This is a genomic window from Deltaproteobacteria bacterium (genome assembly GCA_011773515.1).
Lineage (GTDB): Bacteria > Desulfobacterota > Deferrimicrobia > J040 > J040 > WVXK01.
Window position 1 is genome coordinate 1 of the sequence record WVXK01000091.1, and the last position, 14933, is coordinate 14933.

General features: G+C 52.1%; 13 protein-coding genes, 1 tRNA gene and 1 pseudogene (1 of these 15 running past the window's edge). All 15 read left to right on the top strand.

Translation table 11 applies throughout. From position 1 onward, the window contains the following. Window positions 1-63 (top strand): hypothetical protein (locus tag GTN70_09535; GenBank protein ID NIO17220.1); only part of this gene is annotated, 63 nt, incomplete at its 5' end. 17 nt (window positions 64-80) lie between these two features. Next, on the top strand, window positions 81-230 hold the full coding sequence (gene rpmG / locus GTN70_09540; protein NIO17221.1) for a 50S ribosomal protein L33: 150 nt from the start codon (window positions 81-83) through the stop codon (window positions 228-230). 9 nt (window positions 231-239) lie between these two features. Continuing rightward, window positions 240-316, top strand: a tRNA-Trp gene (locus GTN70_09545). Between the two features lie 20 nt (window positions 317-336). Continuing rightward, entirely contained in the window at window positions 337-621 is a 285-nt protein-coding gene (secE, locus tag GTN70_09550; protein ID NIO17222.1) for a preprotein translocase subunit SecE, read from the top strand. Between the two features lie 14 nt (window positions 622-635). Then, window positions 636-1163: a transcription termination/antitermination protein NusG gene (gene nusG / locus GTN70_09555; protein ID NIO17223.1), complete on the top strand. Its 528-nt coding sequence runs from the start codon at window positions 636-638 to the stop codon at window positions 1161-1163. 18 nt (window positions 1164-1181) lie between these two features. Then, a complete protein-coding gene (gene rplK / locus GTN70_09560; protein NIO17224.1) occupies window positions 1182-1604 on the top strand; it encodes a 50S ribosomal protein L11 in 423 nt (140 codons plus the stop codon). A 12-nt stretch (window positions 1605-1616) separates the two neighbouring features. Continuing rightward, window positions 1617-2324 (top strand): 50S ribosomal protein L1, encoded by a 708-nt coding sequence (locus GTN70_09565; protein ID NIO17225.1) that lies wholly within the window; start codon window positions 1617-1619, stop codon window positions 2322-2324. Window positions 2325-2494: 170 nt separating this feature from the next. Then, window positions 2495-3025, top strand: coding sequence for a 50S ribosomal protein L10 (gene rplJ / locus GTN70_09570; protein NIO17226.1), 531 nt, complete (start codon window positions 2495-2497; stop codon window positions 3023-3025). Window positions 3026-3061: 36 nt separating this feature from the next. After that, window positions 3062-3436: a 50S ribosomal protein L7/L12 gene (gene rplL / locus GTN70_09575; protein NIO17227.1), complete on the top strand. Its 375-nt coding sequence runs from the start codon at window positions 3062-3064 to the stop codon at window positions 3434-3436. Window positions 3437-3509: 73 nt separating this feature from the next. Beyond that, entirely contained in the window at window positions 3510-7613 is a 4104-nt protein-coding gene (gene rpoB / locus GTN70_09580) for a DNA-directed RNA polymerase subunit beta (protein NIO17228.1), read from the top strand. A 30-nt stretch (window positions 7614-7643) separates the two neighbouring features. Then, window positions 7644-11735, top strand: a complete 4092-nt coding sequence (rpoC, locus tag GTN70_09585) for a DNA-directed RNA polymerase subunit beta' (protein NIO17229.1) — start codon at window positions 7644-7646, stop codon at window positions 11733-11735. Between the two features lie 75 nt (window positions 11736-11810). Next, window positions 11811-12182 (top strand): 30S ribosomal protein S12, encoded by a 372-nt coding sequence (locus GTN70_09590; protein NIO17230.1) that lies wholly within the window; start codon window positions 11811-11813, stop codon window positions 12180-12182. Between the two features lie 87 nt (window positions 12183-12269). After that, entirely contained in the window at window positions 12270-12740 is a 471-nt protein-coding gene (gene rpsG, locus GTN70_09595) for a 30S ribosomal protein S7 (GenBank protein NIO17231.1), read from the top strand. Between the two features lie 15 nt (window positions 12741-12755). Then, a complete protein-coding gene (gene fusA / locus GTN70_09600) occupies window positions 12756-14834 on the top strand; it encodes an elongation factor G (GenBank protein NIO17232.1) in 2079 nt (692 codons plus the stop codon). Window positions 14835-14856: 22 nt separating this feature from the next. Continuing rightward, window positions 14857-14933 (top strand): annotated as a pseudogene (locus tag GTN70_09605) (hypothetical protein) (it continues 279 nt past the right edge of the window).

Genomic DNA, 14933 nt, shown 5'->3' on the forward strand with positions numbered 1-14933 from the left:
TTTGCCATCCGTGAGGGCGGAAGGACCGTCGGCGCAGGTGTGGTGTCGGAAATAATCAAGTAGGCAAAGGAAAAAATATAATGCGGGAAATCATAACCTTGGCCTGTTCCGATTGCAGGAACAGAAACTATACAACGACGAAGAATAAAAAAGCCATGAGTGAGAAGCTGGAATTAAAAAAATACTGTTCCACCTGCAACAGGCACACGGTTCACAAGGAGACCAAATAAGAAAATTACAGGCCAGTAGCTCCAACGGTTAGAGCACCGGACTCCAAATCCGGGTGTTGGGGGTTCGAATCCCTCCTGGCCTGCCAGATGAATTCTGAGGAGAAAAATGGCAAAGAACTTCAAGGAGAGGTTATACGGAAGACTGCCAGGTGTTCGATCGACGATGGAGACTGCGAAAGATGTGAGGAAGCCTTCGCTCCCGCTGGTTGCGAGAGTAAAGAATTTTCTCTCTGAGTTCAGGGCGGAAATGAAAAAGGTCACCTGGCCAACGAGGAAAGAGACGCTGGGAACAACTGTAGTCGTTATCATATGCGTTCTTATCATAGTTCTTTTTCTTGGCCTCGCTGATTTTGGCATTGGAAGAGGAATTCAGTCGTTCCTTAGGTATTAAACAAAGAGGCAAAAATGTCCAAAAAGTGGTTTGTCGTCCAGACATACTCTGGATATGAGAAGAGAGTTGAGGAGGCGCTGCGGAGAAAAATCAAGTCCGAAGGAGTCGAAGATTCTTTCGGCGACATCCTCATTCCGTCGGAAACGGTAATCGAGGCAAAAAAGGGAGACAAAAAGACCGTGGAGAAGAGCTTCTTCCCGGGATATCTTCTCGTCCAGATGGAGATGAATGACAGGACCTGGCACCTCGTCCGGAGGACTCCACGGGTGACCGGCTTCGTTGGCGGTCAGACACCGCAGCCCATACCGGAGGAAGACGTGGTGGAGATCACCAATTTGATGGCCGAAGGACGACTCAAGCCAAAACCGAAGATTCACTTTGAAGCGGGGGAAACGGTGCGCGTCGTTGACGGGCCCTTTTCAAACTTCATGGGAACCGTTGAAGAAATCCTCGAGGAAAAGGGGAAAGTGGTGATATCGGTTTCCATATTTGGGAGGCCAACCCCGGTAGAGGTTGACTTTACACAGGTGGAAAAAAGCTGACAGAGGGAGAGAAGAGACATGGCAAAGAAAGTCATAGGCCAGATAAAGCTGCAGATACCCGCCGGCAAGGCTAACCCGTCGCCGCCGGTAGGGCCTGCTCTGGGTCAGCACGGTGTAAATATCATGGAGTTTTGCAAGGCCTTCAATGCAAAGACCCAGAGCCAGGAGGGAATGATCATCCCGGTGGTCATAACCGTGTTTGCCGACAGGTCCTTTGCATTCATAACCAAGACCCCCCCCGCCTCGATCCTCATTTTGAAAGCTGCAGGTGTTGAGAAGGGGAGCGGAAACCCAAAGATGGACAAGGTGGGAGAGGTAACGAGGGCCCAGGTAGAGGAGATTGCGCGGATCAAGCTACCCGATCTCGAAGTGAAAGACATCGAGGGGGCAATGAGGACGATTGAAGGCACTGCGAAAAGTATGGGAATAGATATTATATAAAGGAGCAACGAGATGTCGAGAAGAGGGAAGAAATACCTTGAAGCTGCGGGACTCGTCAACAGAGAGGAGAGGTATGGAATAGACGAAGCCATCACGCTTTTGAAGCAGATGGCGAAGGCCGGATTCAGTGAAACGGTGGATATCTCCATGAAACTCGGTGTTGATCCAAAATATCCGGATCAGCAGGTTCGAGGTTCTGTCCTGCTGCCCCAGGGGACAGGAAAGGAAGTCAGGGTGCTTGTATTTGCAAAGGGAGAGAAGGAAAAGGAGGCAAAGGATGCCGGTGCCGACTTCGTGGGTGGCGATGACCTCGTGAACAAAATAAAAGAGGGGTGGTTGGAGTTTGATAAAGCAGTCGCCACTCCCGACATGATGAGCCAGGTGGGCAAAATTGGAAAAATTCTCGGGCCTCGCGGCCTGATGCCGAACCCCAAGGTGGGAACCGTTACCTTCGATGTGGGAAAAGCGGTAAAAGAGCTGAAAACGGGGAGAGTCGAGTACAAGGTAGACAGGACGGGTGCTCTTCATGCGGGTATCGGAAAAATTTCTTTCGAGCCGGGGAAAATCAAAGATAATTTCTACGCTTTCCTCGAGTCTGTTGCCAGGGCGAAACCGCAGAACCTGAAGGGTACCTACATACGGAGCGTAACTCTCTCCACGACGATGAGCCCCGGCGTCAAGATCAATGCCGCGCAGGTTTTGAATGAGTTGAAGGTTTGATGAAAATAGCGTGACTGTCAAAGACAGTAGGTTCACGGTGAGTGTTTAATCGGATTGCAATTCCTATCCGGCCTACCGAGACGAAGAACTTCTGAGATTTGCATCCGAATGGTTCAAAAGAGCCCTCTGTTTTGACAGAAGGAACAAAAAAGAAAGGAGGGCGACACAATTTGGCGAAAAAAACCCGTAAGGAAAAGGAACAGATAGTCGAGGAGCTGAAGGAGAAGGTGTCCAGGCAGAAGGGTGCTGTTCTGACGAGGATGAGCGGCCTCTCTGTTGCCGAGATTACCGACCTTCGCAGGAAGCTGCGCGAGGCCGGCGGGGAGTTAAAGGTTACCAAGATAAGCCTCCTGAAATTAGCCACGCAGGGCTCCCCCCTCGAGACACTCCTGGAGGACATAACGGGTTCTACAGCTGTTGTCTTTGCCTACGAAGATCCGGTGCCTGTGGCAAAGACCTTCAAGGGATTTACCGACAAGGTGCCGAAGATTGAAGCAATTGGAGGCATGCTGGGGGATAGGACGGTTACGGCGAAAGATGTCATTACGATTGCCCAGCTTCCGCCAAAGGAGGAACTCACCGCGAAGCTGGTCTGCACGATAGCCGCGCCTATTTCGGGGCTTGTTGGCGTACTTTCGGCAATTCCCCGGCAGCTGCTCTATTCGTTGAACGCGATTCTGGATCAGAAAGAAAGACAATAAAAATAGTTTCAATTCAAGGAGGATAAAATGGCAGCAATAACGAAAGGGGACGTTATCAGCTTTATCGAAAGCATGTCTGTTCTGGAACTATCCGAGTTGATCAAGGATCTCGAGGAAAAATTCGGCGTATCAGCCTCGGCTCCGGCTGTCGTTGCAGCTGCGGGTCCACAGGTTCCTGCCGCTGAAGCGGCTGAGGAGAAAACAGAGTTCGATGTCATCCTGAAGGAATTCGGCGATAAAAAAATCAATGTCATCAAGGCGGTACGGGAAATCACGAGTCTCGGTCTCAAAGAGGCCAAGGAGCTCGTTGAAAGCGTTCCCAAATCGGTGAAGGAAGGGGTTTCCAAGGAGGAGGCGGAGGAAGCCAAGAAAAAGCTCGAGGAGGCAGGGGGAACGGCTGAATTGAGTTAAGTTAAGGTGTCGGTTTAAACCGGGGGCGCTTTCCCGGTCCCCAATAAAACTGTTTTCATGATAGGGAGTCAAGATGGGTTATCTTGATTATACCAACAGGATCAAAAGGGTTAATTTCTCAAAGATTCGAACCGTGCTGGGGAGTCCCCACCTGATCAAGTTGCAGTTAGAGTCATACGGGAACTTCCTGCAGAGCGATATCGTACCCGATGAGCGAAAAAATATCGGCCTTCAGGCAGTGTTTCGCGGTGTGTTCCCCATAAGCGATCCCAATGGAAGGGCGCATCTGGACTTTATCAGCTATTCCATCGAAACGCCGAAGTACAGCGAAGACGAGTGCCGGGAAAGGGGGATGACCTACGCGGCGCCGATGAAGGTCAGATTTCAGCTTGTGCTCTTTGACATAGACGAAACAACGGGGAACAGGACGATTCGGGACGTCAAGGAGCAGGAAGTGTTTTTTGGAGAAATACCGCTCATGACGGACAAGGGAACCTTTATCGTCAACGGGACAGAGCGGGTTATCGTAAGTCAGGTCCAACGCTCGCCGGGAGTGTACTTCGAGAAGGACAAGTCAAGGGGTGGCATTACCGAAAAGACCTCGTTCTCCTCGAGAATCATACCGAACAACGGCTCCTGGCTGGATTTCGAATTCGATCACAAGGAGTCCCTCTTTGTCAAAATCGACAGGAAGAAGAAGTTTCCCATCGCGGTCTTTTTGCGGGCCCTCGGATACTCCCTCGAGGATGCGATGAAGGAATTTTACAAGGTGGAGGAAGTTACCATAAAGGGAGACGTGTACGAGAAGAAGCTGAATCTTTTTGACATGGTGGGAAAGAGGTCACCCGCTGAGATACGCCACCCGGAGACGAAAGAAGTAATCGTGAGAAAAGGGCAGAAAGTCCAGAGGTTGAGGGCCGAAAGGTACGGCGAGATAGACCTCGGTAAGGTGGAACTGCCAATTGACACGCTCAAGGGACAGGTCTCCGTGAAAGAGGTGGTTGACCCATCCTCGAATGAGGTGATCATCGAGTCCGGCAAGCCGATAGGAGATGAAGATCTGGAGGAGGTCCGGGCAAGAGATATAAAAAAGATGGAAGTCAGTACGGTCGTAACGGCGGACAAGTGCATCTGGGAGGACCTCTGGCAGAACAAGACGAAGGACAGAGAGTCTGCGCTGAAGGAAATATACAAGAAGATGAGGCCAACCGACCCGCCGACCCTTGATGCTGCCGAACATCTTTTCCAGAACCTGTTCTTCAACCCGGACCGGTATTCGCTTTCCCGTGTGGGAAGGTTGAAGTTGAACTACAAGCTGGGGTTAAAGGATGTTCCCCTGGAGCACGTGGCGCTCAGAAAAGAAGATATCGTCGCGATAATAAAGTATCTTATCGATCTGAAAAACGGAAACGGCGAGCCTGACGACATCGACAACTTGAGCAACAGACGGGTAAGAACGGTTGGCGAGCTCGTGGAGAAAGCCCTCCGGGATGGCCTGCTGAGGGTTGATCGAGCGATCAAGGAGAGGATGACACACCAGGACCTTGACACAGCCATGCCTCATGATCTGGTAAACTCCAAACCCGTATCGGCTCAGATCAAAGAGTTCTTCGGTTCCAGCCAGCTTTCCCAGTTCATGGACCAGACAAATCCTCTCTCGGAAATTACGCATAAAAGGAGGCTGTCAGCGCTGGGCCCCGGCGGTCTCACACGTGACAGGGCAGGGTTTGAGGTGAGAGATGTCCACCCGACCCATTACGGAAGGATCTGTCCGATAGAAACACCAGAGGGCCCGAACATCGGGCTCATCGGTTCTCTTGCAATTTACGCAAAGGTAAACGAGTTCGGGTTCATCGAAACGCCCTACCGGTTGGTGAAGGAGGGGAAGGTCACTGACGAGGTGGTCTACCTGTCGGCGATCGAAGAGGGGGAACATGTCATAGCGCAGGCAAACGCCCTTCTCAACGAGGAGGGATATTTTGTCAATGACATCGTCATAGCGAGAAAAAAGGGCGAATTCACCATGGTGAGCGCATCTGAGATTACACTCATGGATGTGTCCCCGAATCAGCTCGTTTCCGTTGCGGCATCCCTCATTCCCTTTCTGGAACACGACGATGCAAACAGGGCACTCATGGGTTCCAACATGCAGAGGCAGGCCGTTCCTTCGTTGAGAACCGAGCCCCCCCTCGTTGGAACCGGCATCGAAAGCGTGGCCGCTGCCGATTCAGGGGCAACGGTGGTAGCGAAACGCGCGGGAATCGTTGAGTTCGTGGATGCAACGAGGATTGTCATCAAAGCCGAGGAGCCAGACCAGATGGGAAGGCTCGGGGCGGATATATACAACCTGAACAAGTTTACCAGGTCAAATCAGAATACCTGCATAAACCAAAAGCCGGTGGTCGGAATCGGGGACAGGGTGAAAAAGAGGGAAGTCATAGCGGACGGGCCGGCGACAAGCAAAGGGGAACTTGCTCTGGGGCGCAATGTTCTCGTTGCCTTTATGCCCTGGGGGGGATACAACTTCGAGGACTCCATCCTGATCAGCGAGAGGCTGGTTCGGGATGACGTGTACACGTCGATTCACATAGAAGAGTTCGAATGTATGGCGAGGGAGACGAAACTCGGAAAGGAAGAGATAACGAACGATATCCCCAACGTCGGCGAGGAAGCGCTGAAAAATCTCGACGAAAGCGGCATCGTGAGGATCGGTGCCCGGGTGTCCCATACGGATATACTGGTGGGGAAGGTTACGCCCAAAGGGGAAACCCAGCTGACCCCGGAAGAAAAGCTCCTCCGTGCCATATTTGGGGACAAGGCGGGAGACGTCAAAGACACATCCCTCCGGGTACCGCCGGGAATCGACGGTATCGTCATCGACGCCAAGATTTTCACCCGGAAGGGTGGCGAGAAGGATGACAGGGCCCGGGAACTGGAAGAGAAGGAAATCGAAGCCCTCAAAAGGGATGAGAAGGATGAGTTGAGAATAGTTACGGAAAATATGGAGGGAAGGATCAAGGGCAACCTCGTGGGTAAAACAGCTGCCACACGGATAATGTCCCCCGATCGCTCATCGGTATTGGTCCAGAAAAATAAAACCATTACCGAGGAGATATTCAAAAAGATCCCGAGGGAGAGGTTGGCTGACATCAACACCGTGGAAGATCCGGAGATAAACCTGAAGAACAAAGAGATATTGGATATGGCAACGGCGCATAAAAGCCAGATCAAGAAGCGGTTTGCAGAAAAATTTGACCGGGTACAAAGAGGCGATGAGCTCCCTCCGGGTGTTCTCAAAACTGTCAAGGCATACGTGTCAATGAAAAGAAAACTCTCGGTGGGCGACAAGATGGCCGGGCGTCATGGCAACAAAGGGGTCATCTCGATGGTTCTTCCCATAGAAGACATGCCCTACCTGGAAGATGGCACGCCCGTCGATATCGTGCTGAATCCTCTCGGTGTGCCCTCGAGGATGAACGTGGGCCAGATTCTCGAAACCCACTTGGGTTGGGCAGCCTCCGAGCTCGGGAAAGAGATAGAGAGACACATTATGGAGAACTATTCCCAATCTGCAATTAAAGAATGGCTTAAGAAAGTATATAATTCGGTAGAATTTAGCGAATATGTTGAATCATTACCTGAAGAAGATGTGCTAAAGATAGCAAATGATTTGAAAAACGGCGTATTCATGGCAACCCCGGTTTTTTCCGGAGCGAAAGAGTCCGAAATCAGGGATTACCTGAGGATGGCGGGTTTGCCCCTGGATGGCCAGGCGAACCTGTATGACGGGAGGACGGGACTCGCCTTCAAGCGAAAAGTTACCGTCGGCCTCATGTACATGCTCAAACTCAACCACCTTGTGGACGACAAGATACACGCCCGGTCCACAGGACCTTACTCTCTCGTTACACAGCAGCCGCTGGGCGGCAAGGCACAGTTTGGCGGTCAGCGCCTCGGGGAAATGGAGGTATGGGCTCTCGAGGCGTATGGGGCAGCCCACACACTCCAGGAATTTCTCACGGTTAAATCCGATGATGTCCCCGGCAGAGCCAGGATGTACGAGTCGATCGTCAAGGGAGGGTTTAGCCTGGAGCCCGGACTGCCGGAGTCGTTCAACGTTCTCATCAAGGAACTCCAGGCTCTTGCATTGAACGTTGACCTTCAAAGTGAGGAATAGTCAGTCAACCCCTTAATTGGAGGGATAAAATTGGAAGACATACTCAAGATTTTAGAAAGTCCCCGTAATCCGCTCAACATCTCGAGCATCAAAATCTCTATCGCCTCTTCGGATATGATCCGAAAATGGTCCCACGGAGAGGTAAAAAAACCGGAGACTCTCAACTACAGAACACTGAAGCCGGAGAGGGATGGCCTCTTCTGCGCCAAAATATTCGGGCCGACCAAAGATTACGAGTGCCTGTGCGGCAAGTACAAGCGCATGAAGCACCGGGGTATCGTGTGCGAAAAGTGCGGCGTCGAGGTTATCCAGTCGAAGGTGAGAAGGGAAAGAATGGGACACATAGAGCTTGCCGCCCCTGTGGCCCATATCTGGTTTTTGAAGAGCCTCCCCAGCAGAATCGGCACGATCCTTGACCTCACCATGAAAGAGGTGGAAAGCGTACTCTACTTTGAAAAATACATCGTTATTGATCCGGGGGACACGGATCTCCAGAAGAACACTCTTCTCACCGAAGAGGGGTACCGGAAGTACAAGGAAGACCACGGCGACAAATTTACGGTAGGTATCGGTGCCGAAGCTGTCAGGGACTTCTTGCGGGAGATAGACTGCGAAAAGCTATCCGAGCATTTGCGGGCGGAGCTTTTAGAGACCACCTCCGATGCAAAAAAGAAGAAGCTGGCGAAGAGGTTAAAAGTCGTCGAAGCTTTCAGGGAGTCGGTGCAGCGCCCGGATTGGATGATCCTGGAAGTCTTGCCCGTTCTTCCTCCGGATCTTCGGCCCCTCGTTCCCCTTGACGGGGGACGTTTCGCCACCTCCGATTTAAACGATCTTTACCGGAGGGTCATAAACAGAAACAACAGGCTCAGAAAGCTTATGGACCTCAACGCTCCCGACATAATCATCAGGAACGAAAAGAGGATGCTTCAGGAGGCCGTTGATGCGCTCTTTGACAACGGCAGAAGGGGGAAGGTCATAACGGGATCGAACAGGCGGCCACTCAAGTCTTTAAGCGATATGCTCAAGGGGAAGTCGGGAAGGTTCCGCCAGAATCTTCTCGGAAAGAGGGTCGATTATTCCGGCAGGTCTGTTATCGTCGTGGGCCCTGAATTGAAACTGCACCAGACCGGTCTGCCGAAAAAGATGGCACTGGAGCTGTATAAACCGTTCGTGTTCAATAAGCTCGAAGAGGGAGGGCACTCGACCACAATCAAACAGGCCAAAAAACTCGTGGAGAAAGAGATGAGGGAGGTTTGGGATGCCCTCGATGAAGTCATCAGGCAGCATCCCGTCCTCTTGAACAGGGCCCCGACCCTCCACCGGCTCGGAATGCAGGCATTCGAGCCGGTGCTCATCGAAGGGAAAGCCATCCAGCTACATCCGCTCGTGTGTTCGGCGTTCAATGCCGACTTCGACGGCGACCAGATGGCCGTTCACGTGCCTCTCTCCATCGAAGCACAAAGCGAGAGCAGGGTTCTCATGATGTCGACGAACAATATACTTTCACCGGCCCACGGAAAACCGATCATCGGGCCCACGCAAGACATAGTGCTCGGCATCTATTACCTTACCAGGGACAAGGTAGGCGCGAAGGGGGAAGGGAAAACGTTTGCGGACCTGGATGAGGTCCGGATTGCGTATGACTCCAAGGAAATAGACATTCATGCGCTCATCAGGGCGAGGCTGAACGGGAACCTGGTCGAGACCACGGTGGGAAGGGTCATTCTTTACGGGATATTACCGGAGGAAATTCCTTTTTACATGGTCAACAAGGTGATGAAGAAAAAAGACCTTGGTGACCTCATCGATTACGCCTTTCGCCACTGTGGAACGAAAGCAACGGTGATCCTCTCTGACAGGCTGAAAAAACTCGGATTTCAGTACGCCACCTACTCGGGAATTTCCATATCAGTCGATGACCTCAAGATACCCTCGAACAAGCATAAAATGATTGATAGGGCAACGAAGATGGTCGAGTCGGTGATCAGGGAGTACACGGAAGGCCTGATCACTGACGGTGAGCGGTACAACAAAGTCGTGGATATCTGGTCAGGCGTGGCGGAAGAGGTCGCTGACGAGATGATGAAGGAGATGGAGGAGGAAACGGTCAAAGACAAGGCCGGGAAGGAAGTAAAAATTCAATCCTTCAATCCCATCTATATGATGGCGGATTCCGGCGCGAGAGGTTCCGATAAGCAGATGCGGCAGCTTGCAGGGATGAGGGGCCTCATGGCAAAGCCCACGGGGGAGATAATCGAGACGCCGATCACCTCGAATTTCCGGGAAGGCCTTTCCGTTCTCCAGTACTTTATATCGACTCATGGCGCGAGAAAGGGACTCGCCGACACGGCGCTGAAAACTGCGAATGCCGGATACCTGACGCGGAGACTCGTCGATGTGGCCCAGGATGGAATGATCGGCGATGAGGACTGTCAAACCCTCGAGGGAGTCGAGATGAGAGCCCTCATCGAAGGGGGAGAGATAATCGACACCCTCGCCGATCGGCTGCTCGGAAGGGTCGCCCTCGAGGATGTCATCGACCCCGTAACGGAAGAGGTTATTGTTGCCGCAAATGAAGAGATCACCGAGGACAAGGCACGAAGGATCCAGGACGCGGGAATAGACGAAGTCATGATCCGATCGGTTATATCCTGCCAGCTCAAAAGAGGCATCTGTGCAAAGTGTTACGGGAGAGACCTGGCACGGGGAAATATGGTCAGCATGGGAGAGGCGATAGGGATTATCGCTGCCCAGTCGATCGGGGAGCCCGGCACGCAGCTCACGATGAGAACCTTCCACATCGGCGGGGCGGCCTCGAGAAGCGTCGAGCAATCCTTCATTGAGAATAAAAATCCGGGGGTTGTAAAGTTCAACAACCTCCACACCGTGGAAAAGAGCGACGGCACGAGCGTTGCCATGGCGAGAAACGGAGAGATCGTAATAATCGATGACGCCGGAAGGGAAAGGGAAAAATATCCCGTCACCTATGGAGCGACGATATTTGTATCTGAAAAGGAGAAAATAAAGGCAAACACGAGGCTCGGAGAGTGGGACCCCTACAATATCCCCATACTGACGGAAGTGCCGGGAAAGATAAAGTTCGGGGACATCAAAGAAGGCATAACGATGAAAGAGCAGGTCGACGAAGTTACCTCAAAAGCCTCCCAGGTGGTTATCGAGCCGCGAGATCCGGAAGCGCGTCCCAGGATATCGATAAAGGACGCAAAGGGGCGGACCATGAAACTCCCGGGGTCTACAGCAGACGCTCGATACCTGCTCCCCGTCGGTGCAAACATCAGAGTTGAAGAGGGCATGGAAGTCGAGGCCGGCGACATCATCGCAAAGATACCCAGGGGAACCACCAAGACCAAGGATATCACGGGTGGCCTTCCAAGGGTGGTGGAGCTCTTCGAAGCGCGAAAACAAAAAGACAATGCCGTCATATCTGAAATCGATGGCCTGGTCAGGCTCGGAAAAGACATCAAGGGAAAGAGGAAGATAACGGTAACGCCGGATGTTGGCGAGGCCCGTGAATATGTTATTCCAAGGGGCAAGCACGTGATCGTACACGATGGAGAGCGGGTGAGGGCCGGCGAACCCCTGATGGAGGGTTCACCGAATCCTCACGACATCCTCCGGGTTCTCGGAGAGAAAGAACTTGCGAAATTTCTCGTTGATGAAATCCAGAAGGTCTACCGTCTCCAGGGAGTGAAAATCAACGACAAGCATATCGAGGTTATCGTTCGGCAGATGTTAAGAAGGGTCAAGATAGTTGACCCCGGCGACACGACATTCCTGGTTGACGAGAGCGTGGAGAAGTGGAGGTTCAGAATGGAAAATGAGAGGGTCCTTGCGAACAATGGAAGACCCGCAACGGCAGAGCCGCAACTTCTCGGGATTACAAAAGCATCACTCTCAACGGACAGCTGGATATCAGCGGCATCTTTCCAGGAGACAACGAAGGTGCTCACCGAGGCAGCGGTAAGCGGAAAATGCGATTTGCTCGGAGGGCTCAAAGAAAACGTTATCATGGGAAGGCTCATCCCGGCGGGCACGGGAAGACGAGACTATCTGAAAGTCGAACCCCACATCGAGAAAGAAGTGGAAGAGCAGGCAGAATAATTATTATATATTGACACACGAGTAAATTAGGTGATAAATTAGCAAATTTGGACAATAAAGTGGAGACGCGCCGATATGCCGACGATTAACCAGCTTATCAGGAAGGCGAGGAAAAAGCCGAAAACAAAGAGCGCCTCACCTGCCCTGTCTTCCTGCCCGCAAAAAAGGGGGGTTTGCACGAGGGTTTACACGACTACCCCCAAAAAGCCGAATTCGGCACTCCGGAAAGTCGCGAGAATACGGCTGACAAACGGGTTCGAGGTAACGGCGTACATCCCGGGTGAGGGGCACAACCTTCAGGAGCATTCGGTCGTCTTGATAAGAGGAGGCAGGGTCAAAGACCTGCCGGGAGTGAGGTACCATATAGTCAGAGGAGTTCTGGATTCCGTTGGTGTCGAAGACAGACGGAAGAGCAGGTCGAAGTACGGTACGAAAAGGCCCAAATAGAGCTCTCATACCTGGTTTGGCTGTCTGATTCATTTGTTTGATTAATGCGGCTATTCTGAAAAAGGGTGAGCAGAAAAGGAGAATATTATGCCTCGAAGAGGACCTGCGCCAAAAAGAGAAAGCATTCCCGACCCGGTTACTGACGATATTATCGTTGGCAAAGTCATAAATGTCGTCATGAAAAAGGGGAAAAAGACGGCTGCACGCAGGATCGTGTACACGACACTCGACAAGATTCGGGAGAAAACGGGAGAGGAGCCCATCGCTGTTATGAAAAAAGCGATCGAGAATGTGAGGCCTGTCCTCGAGGTGAGGCCGAGAAGGGTGGGGGGAGCAACGTATCAGGTCCCCGTTGAGGTAAGGCCGGCCAAGCAGCTCTCACTCGCCATACGATGGATAGTGCAATTTGCAAGAAACCGATCTGAAAAAACAATGACGGAAAAACTGACGAACGAACTTCTCGATGCATACAACAAACGGGGTGGCTCGATCAAGAAAAAGGAAGACACCCATAAAATGGCCGAGGCTAACAAAGCCTTTGCCCACTATAGATGGTAGCGTTTGGAGGCCGAATTGGCACGCGCGGTCCCGCTGAAAAAACAGAGAAACATCGGCATAATGGCCCATATCGATGCCGGTAAGACAACCACAACGGAGAGGATTCTCTACTATACGGGTGTGTCCCACAGGATGGGAGAGGTCCACGAAGGAACTGCAACGATGGACTGGATGGAGCAGGAGCAGGAGAGGGGAATTACCATAACATCTGCCTCCACGACCTGCTTCTGGAGGGATTTCCGGATCAATATCATCGATACGCCGGGACACGTTGACTTCACAATAGAAGTGGAGAGGGCGCTTCGAGTCCTCGATGGGGTGGTTGCCGTCTTTTGCGCGGTCGGTGGCGTCGAACCACAGTCGGAGACAGTCTGGAGGCAGGCAGACAAATACAAAATTCCCAGAATTGCTTTCGTTAACAAGATGGACCGTGTGGGGGCAGATTTCTGGAAGGTTGTCGAAGACATAGAAGAAAAGCTGCATGCACTCCCCGTACCGTTGCAAATTCCATACGGCAAGGAGGATTCCTTCAAAGGCATCATAGACCTTATCGATCTGAAATTAATCGTCTGGGATGAAGATACCCTGGGGGCCAAATTCAGGGTCGAGGAGGTTCCCGAAGCTTTCCGGGATGCGGCAAATGCTTCCCGGGAAAAAATGATCGAGCTCATCTCAGATGTCGATGAATCCATAATGGCAAAATACGTAGACGGGGAAGCTGTCTCACCGGAAGAGATCCGGGAAGTCGTCCGGAAGGGAACGGTTGAATTCAAGATCGTTCCCATCCTGTGCGGGTCAGCATTCAAGAACAAAGGGGTCCAAACGCTTCTCGATGCCGTTGTCGATTACCTTCCCTCTCCGGAAGATATTCCTCCGATAAAAGGGATAAACCCCCAGACGGCGGAGGTGGTGGAGCGACATTCCTCCGACGAGGAGCCCTTTTCCGCCCTCGCTTTCAAGATCCTCAATGACCCTTTTGTCGGTAATTTGACCTACATAAGGGTATATTCAGGACACATCGAAACGGGAAGTTACGTATACAATGCCTCCCGGGAAAAAAGAGAGAGAATCGGTCGGCTGCTCAAGATGCATGCGAACAAGAGGGAGGACATAAAGGCCATTTATGCAGGCGACATAGCCGCCTGCGTCGGGCTCAAGTCAACGGCTACGGGAGACACCCTCTGCAAACAGGAGTCCCCCGTGGTCCTCGAGACGATAACGCCCCCGGACCCTGTCATATCCGTTTCAATTGAACCCCGGACCAAAGCAGATCAGGAAAAACTCGGACAGTCCCTCTCCCGCCTTGCCATGGAGGACCCGTCGTTCCGCATTACCGCTGATGATGAGACCGGGCAGACCCTTATCTCGGGCATGGGCGAATTGCATCTTGAAATCATCTGCGATCGCCTGATCAGGGAGTTCAAAGTTCAGGCAAACGTGGGCAGGCCCCAGGTGGCATACCGGGAGACGGTGAGGGTGAAAAGCAGGGCGGAAGGCAAATTCGTCAAGCAAACCGGTGGCCGAGGGCAGTATGGCCACGTGTGGCTCGACATGGAGCCGGGGGAAAAGGGTTCCGGCGTCGTCTTCGAAAACAAGATTGTGGGCGGGTCAATTCCCCGGGAATACATTCCTTCCGTTGAAAAGGGTGTTCGCGAGGCCGCCGAGACGGGGATCATTGCAGGATATCCCGTTGTGGGCGTGAAGGTAACCCTGTTCGACGGCTCATTTCATGAGGTTGACTCTTCCGAGATGGCATTTAAGATTGCCGCATCGATGGGCTTTAAGCTCGCGTGCAAAGGAGCTGATCCGATTATTCTCGAACCGATCATGAAGGTCGAAATCGTCACGCCTGATGATTTCATGGGAGATGTGATCGGAGATATCAGCTCCCGGAGAGGAAAGGTGCAAAATGTAGAGGCCAGGAACAAGACCCAGGTGGTCAACGCTCTCGTTCCGCTTGCCGAGATGTTCGGTTACGCCACAGATCTCAGGTCACTGACCCAGGGAAGGGCGACCTATTCGATGCATTTTTCCCAGTATGAGGCATTACCAATTTCCGTGTCCGATGAGTTGCTGAAGGTCAAAGGCTTATAAAGAACAAGAGGAGGAGAGAGACATGGCGAAGCCCAAGTTTGAGAGAAAGAAGCCCCATTTGAACGTTGGCACGATCGGTCATGTGGATCACGGGAAGAC

Coding starts and splice junctions, on each gene's coding strand:
- rpmG (NIO17221.1), top strand. CDS start 81: ATGCGGGAAATCATAACCTTGGCCTGTTCCGATTGCAGGAACAGAAAC.
- GTN70_09565 (NIO17225.1), top strand. CDS start 1,617: ATGTCGAGAAGAGGGAAGAAATACCTTGAAGCTGCGGGACTCGTCAAC.
- rpoB (NIO17228.1), top strand. CDS start 3,510: ATGGGTTATCTTGATTATACCAACAGGATCAAAAGGGTTAATTTCTCA.
- nusG (NIO17223.1), top strand. CDS start 636: ATGTCCAAAAAGTGGTTTGTCGTCCAGACATACTCTGGATATGAGAAG.
- secE (NIO17222.1), top strand. CDS start 337: ATGGCAAAGAACTTCAAGGAGAGGTTATACGGAAGACTGCCAGGTGTT.
- GTN70_09590 (NIO17230.1), top strand. CDS start 11,811: ATGCCGACGATTAACCAGCTTATCAGGAAGGCGAGGAAAAAGCCGAAA.
- rplK (NIO17224.1), top strand. CDS start 1,182: ATGGCAAAGAAAGTCATAGGCCAGATAAAGCTGCAGATACCCGCCGGC.
- rpsG (NIO17231.1), top strand. CDS start 12,270: ATGCCTCGAAGAGGACCTGCGCCAAAAAGAGAAAGCATTCCCGACCCG.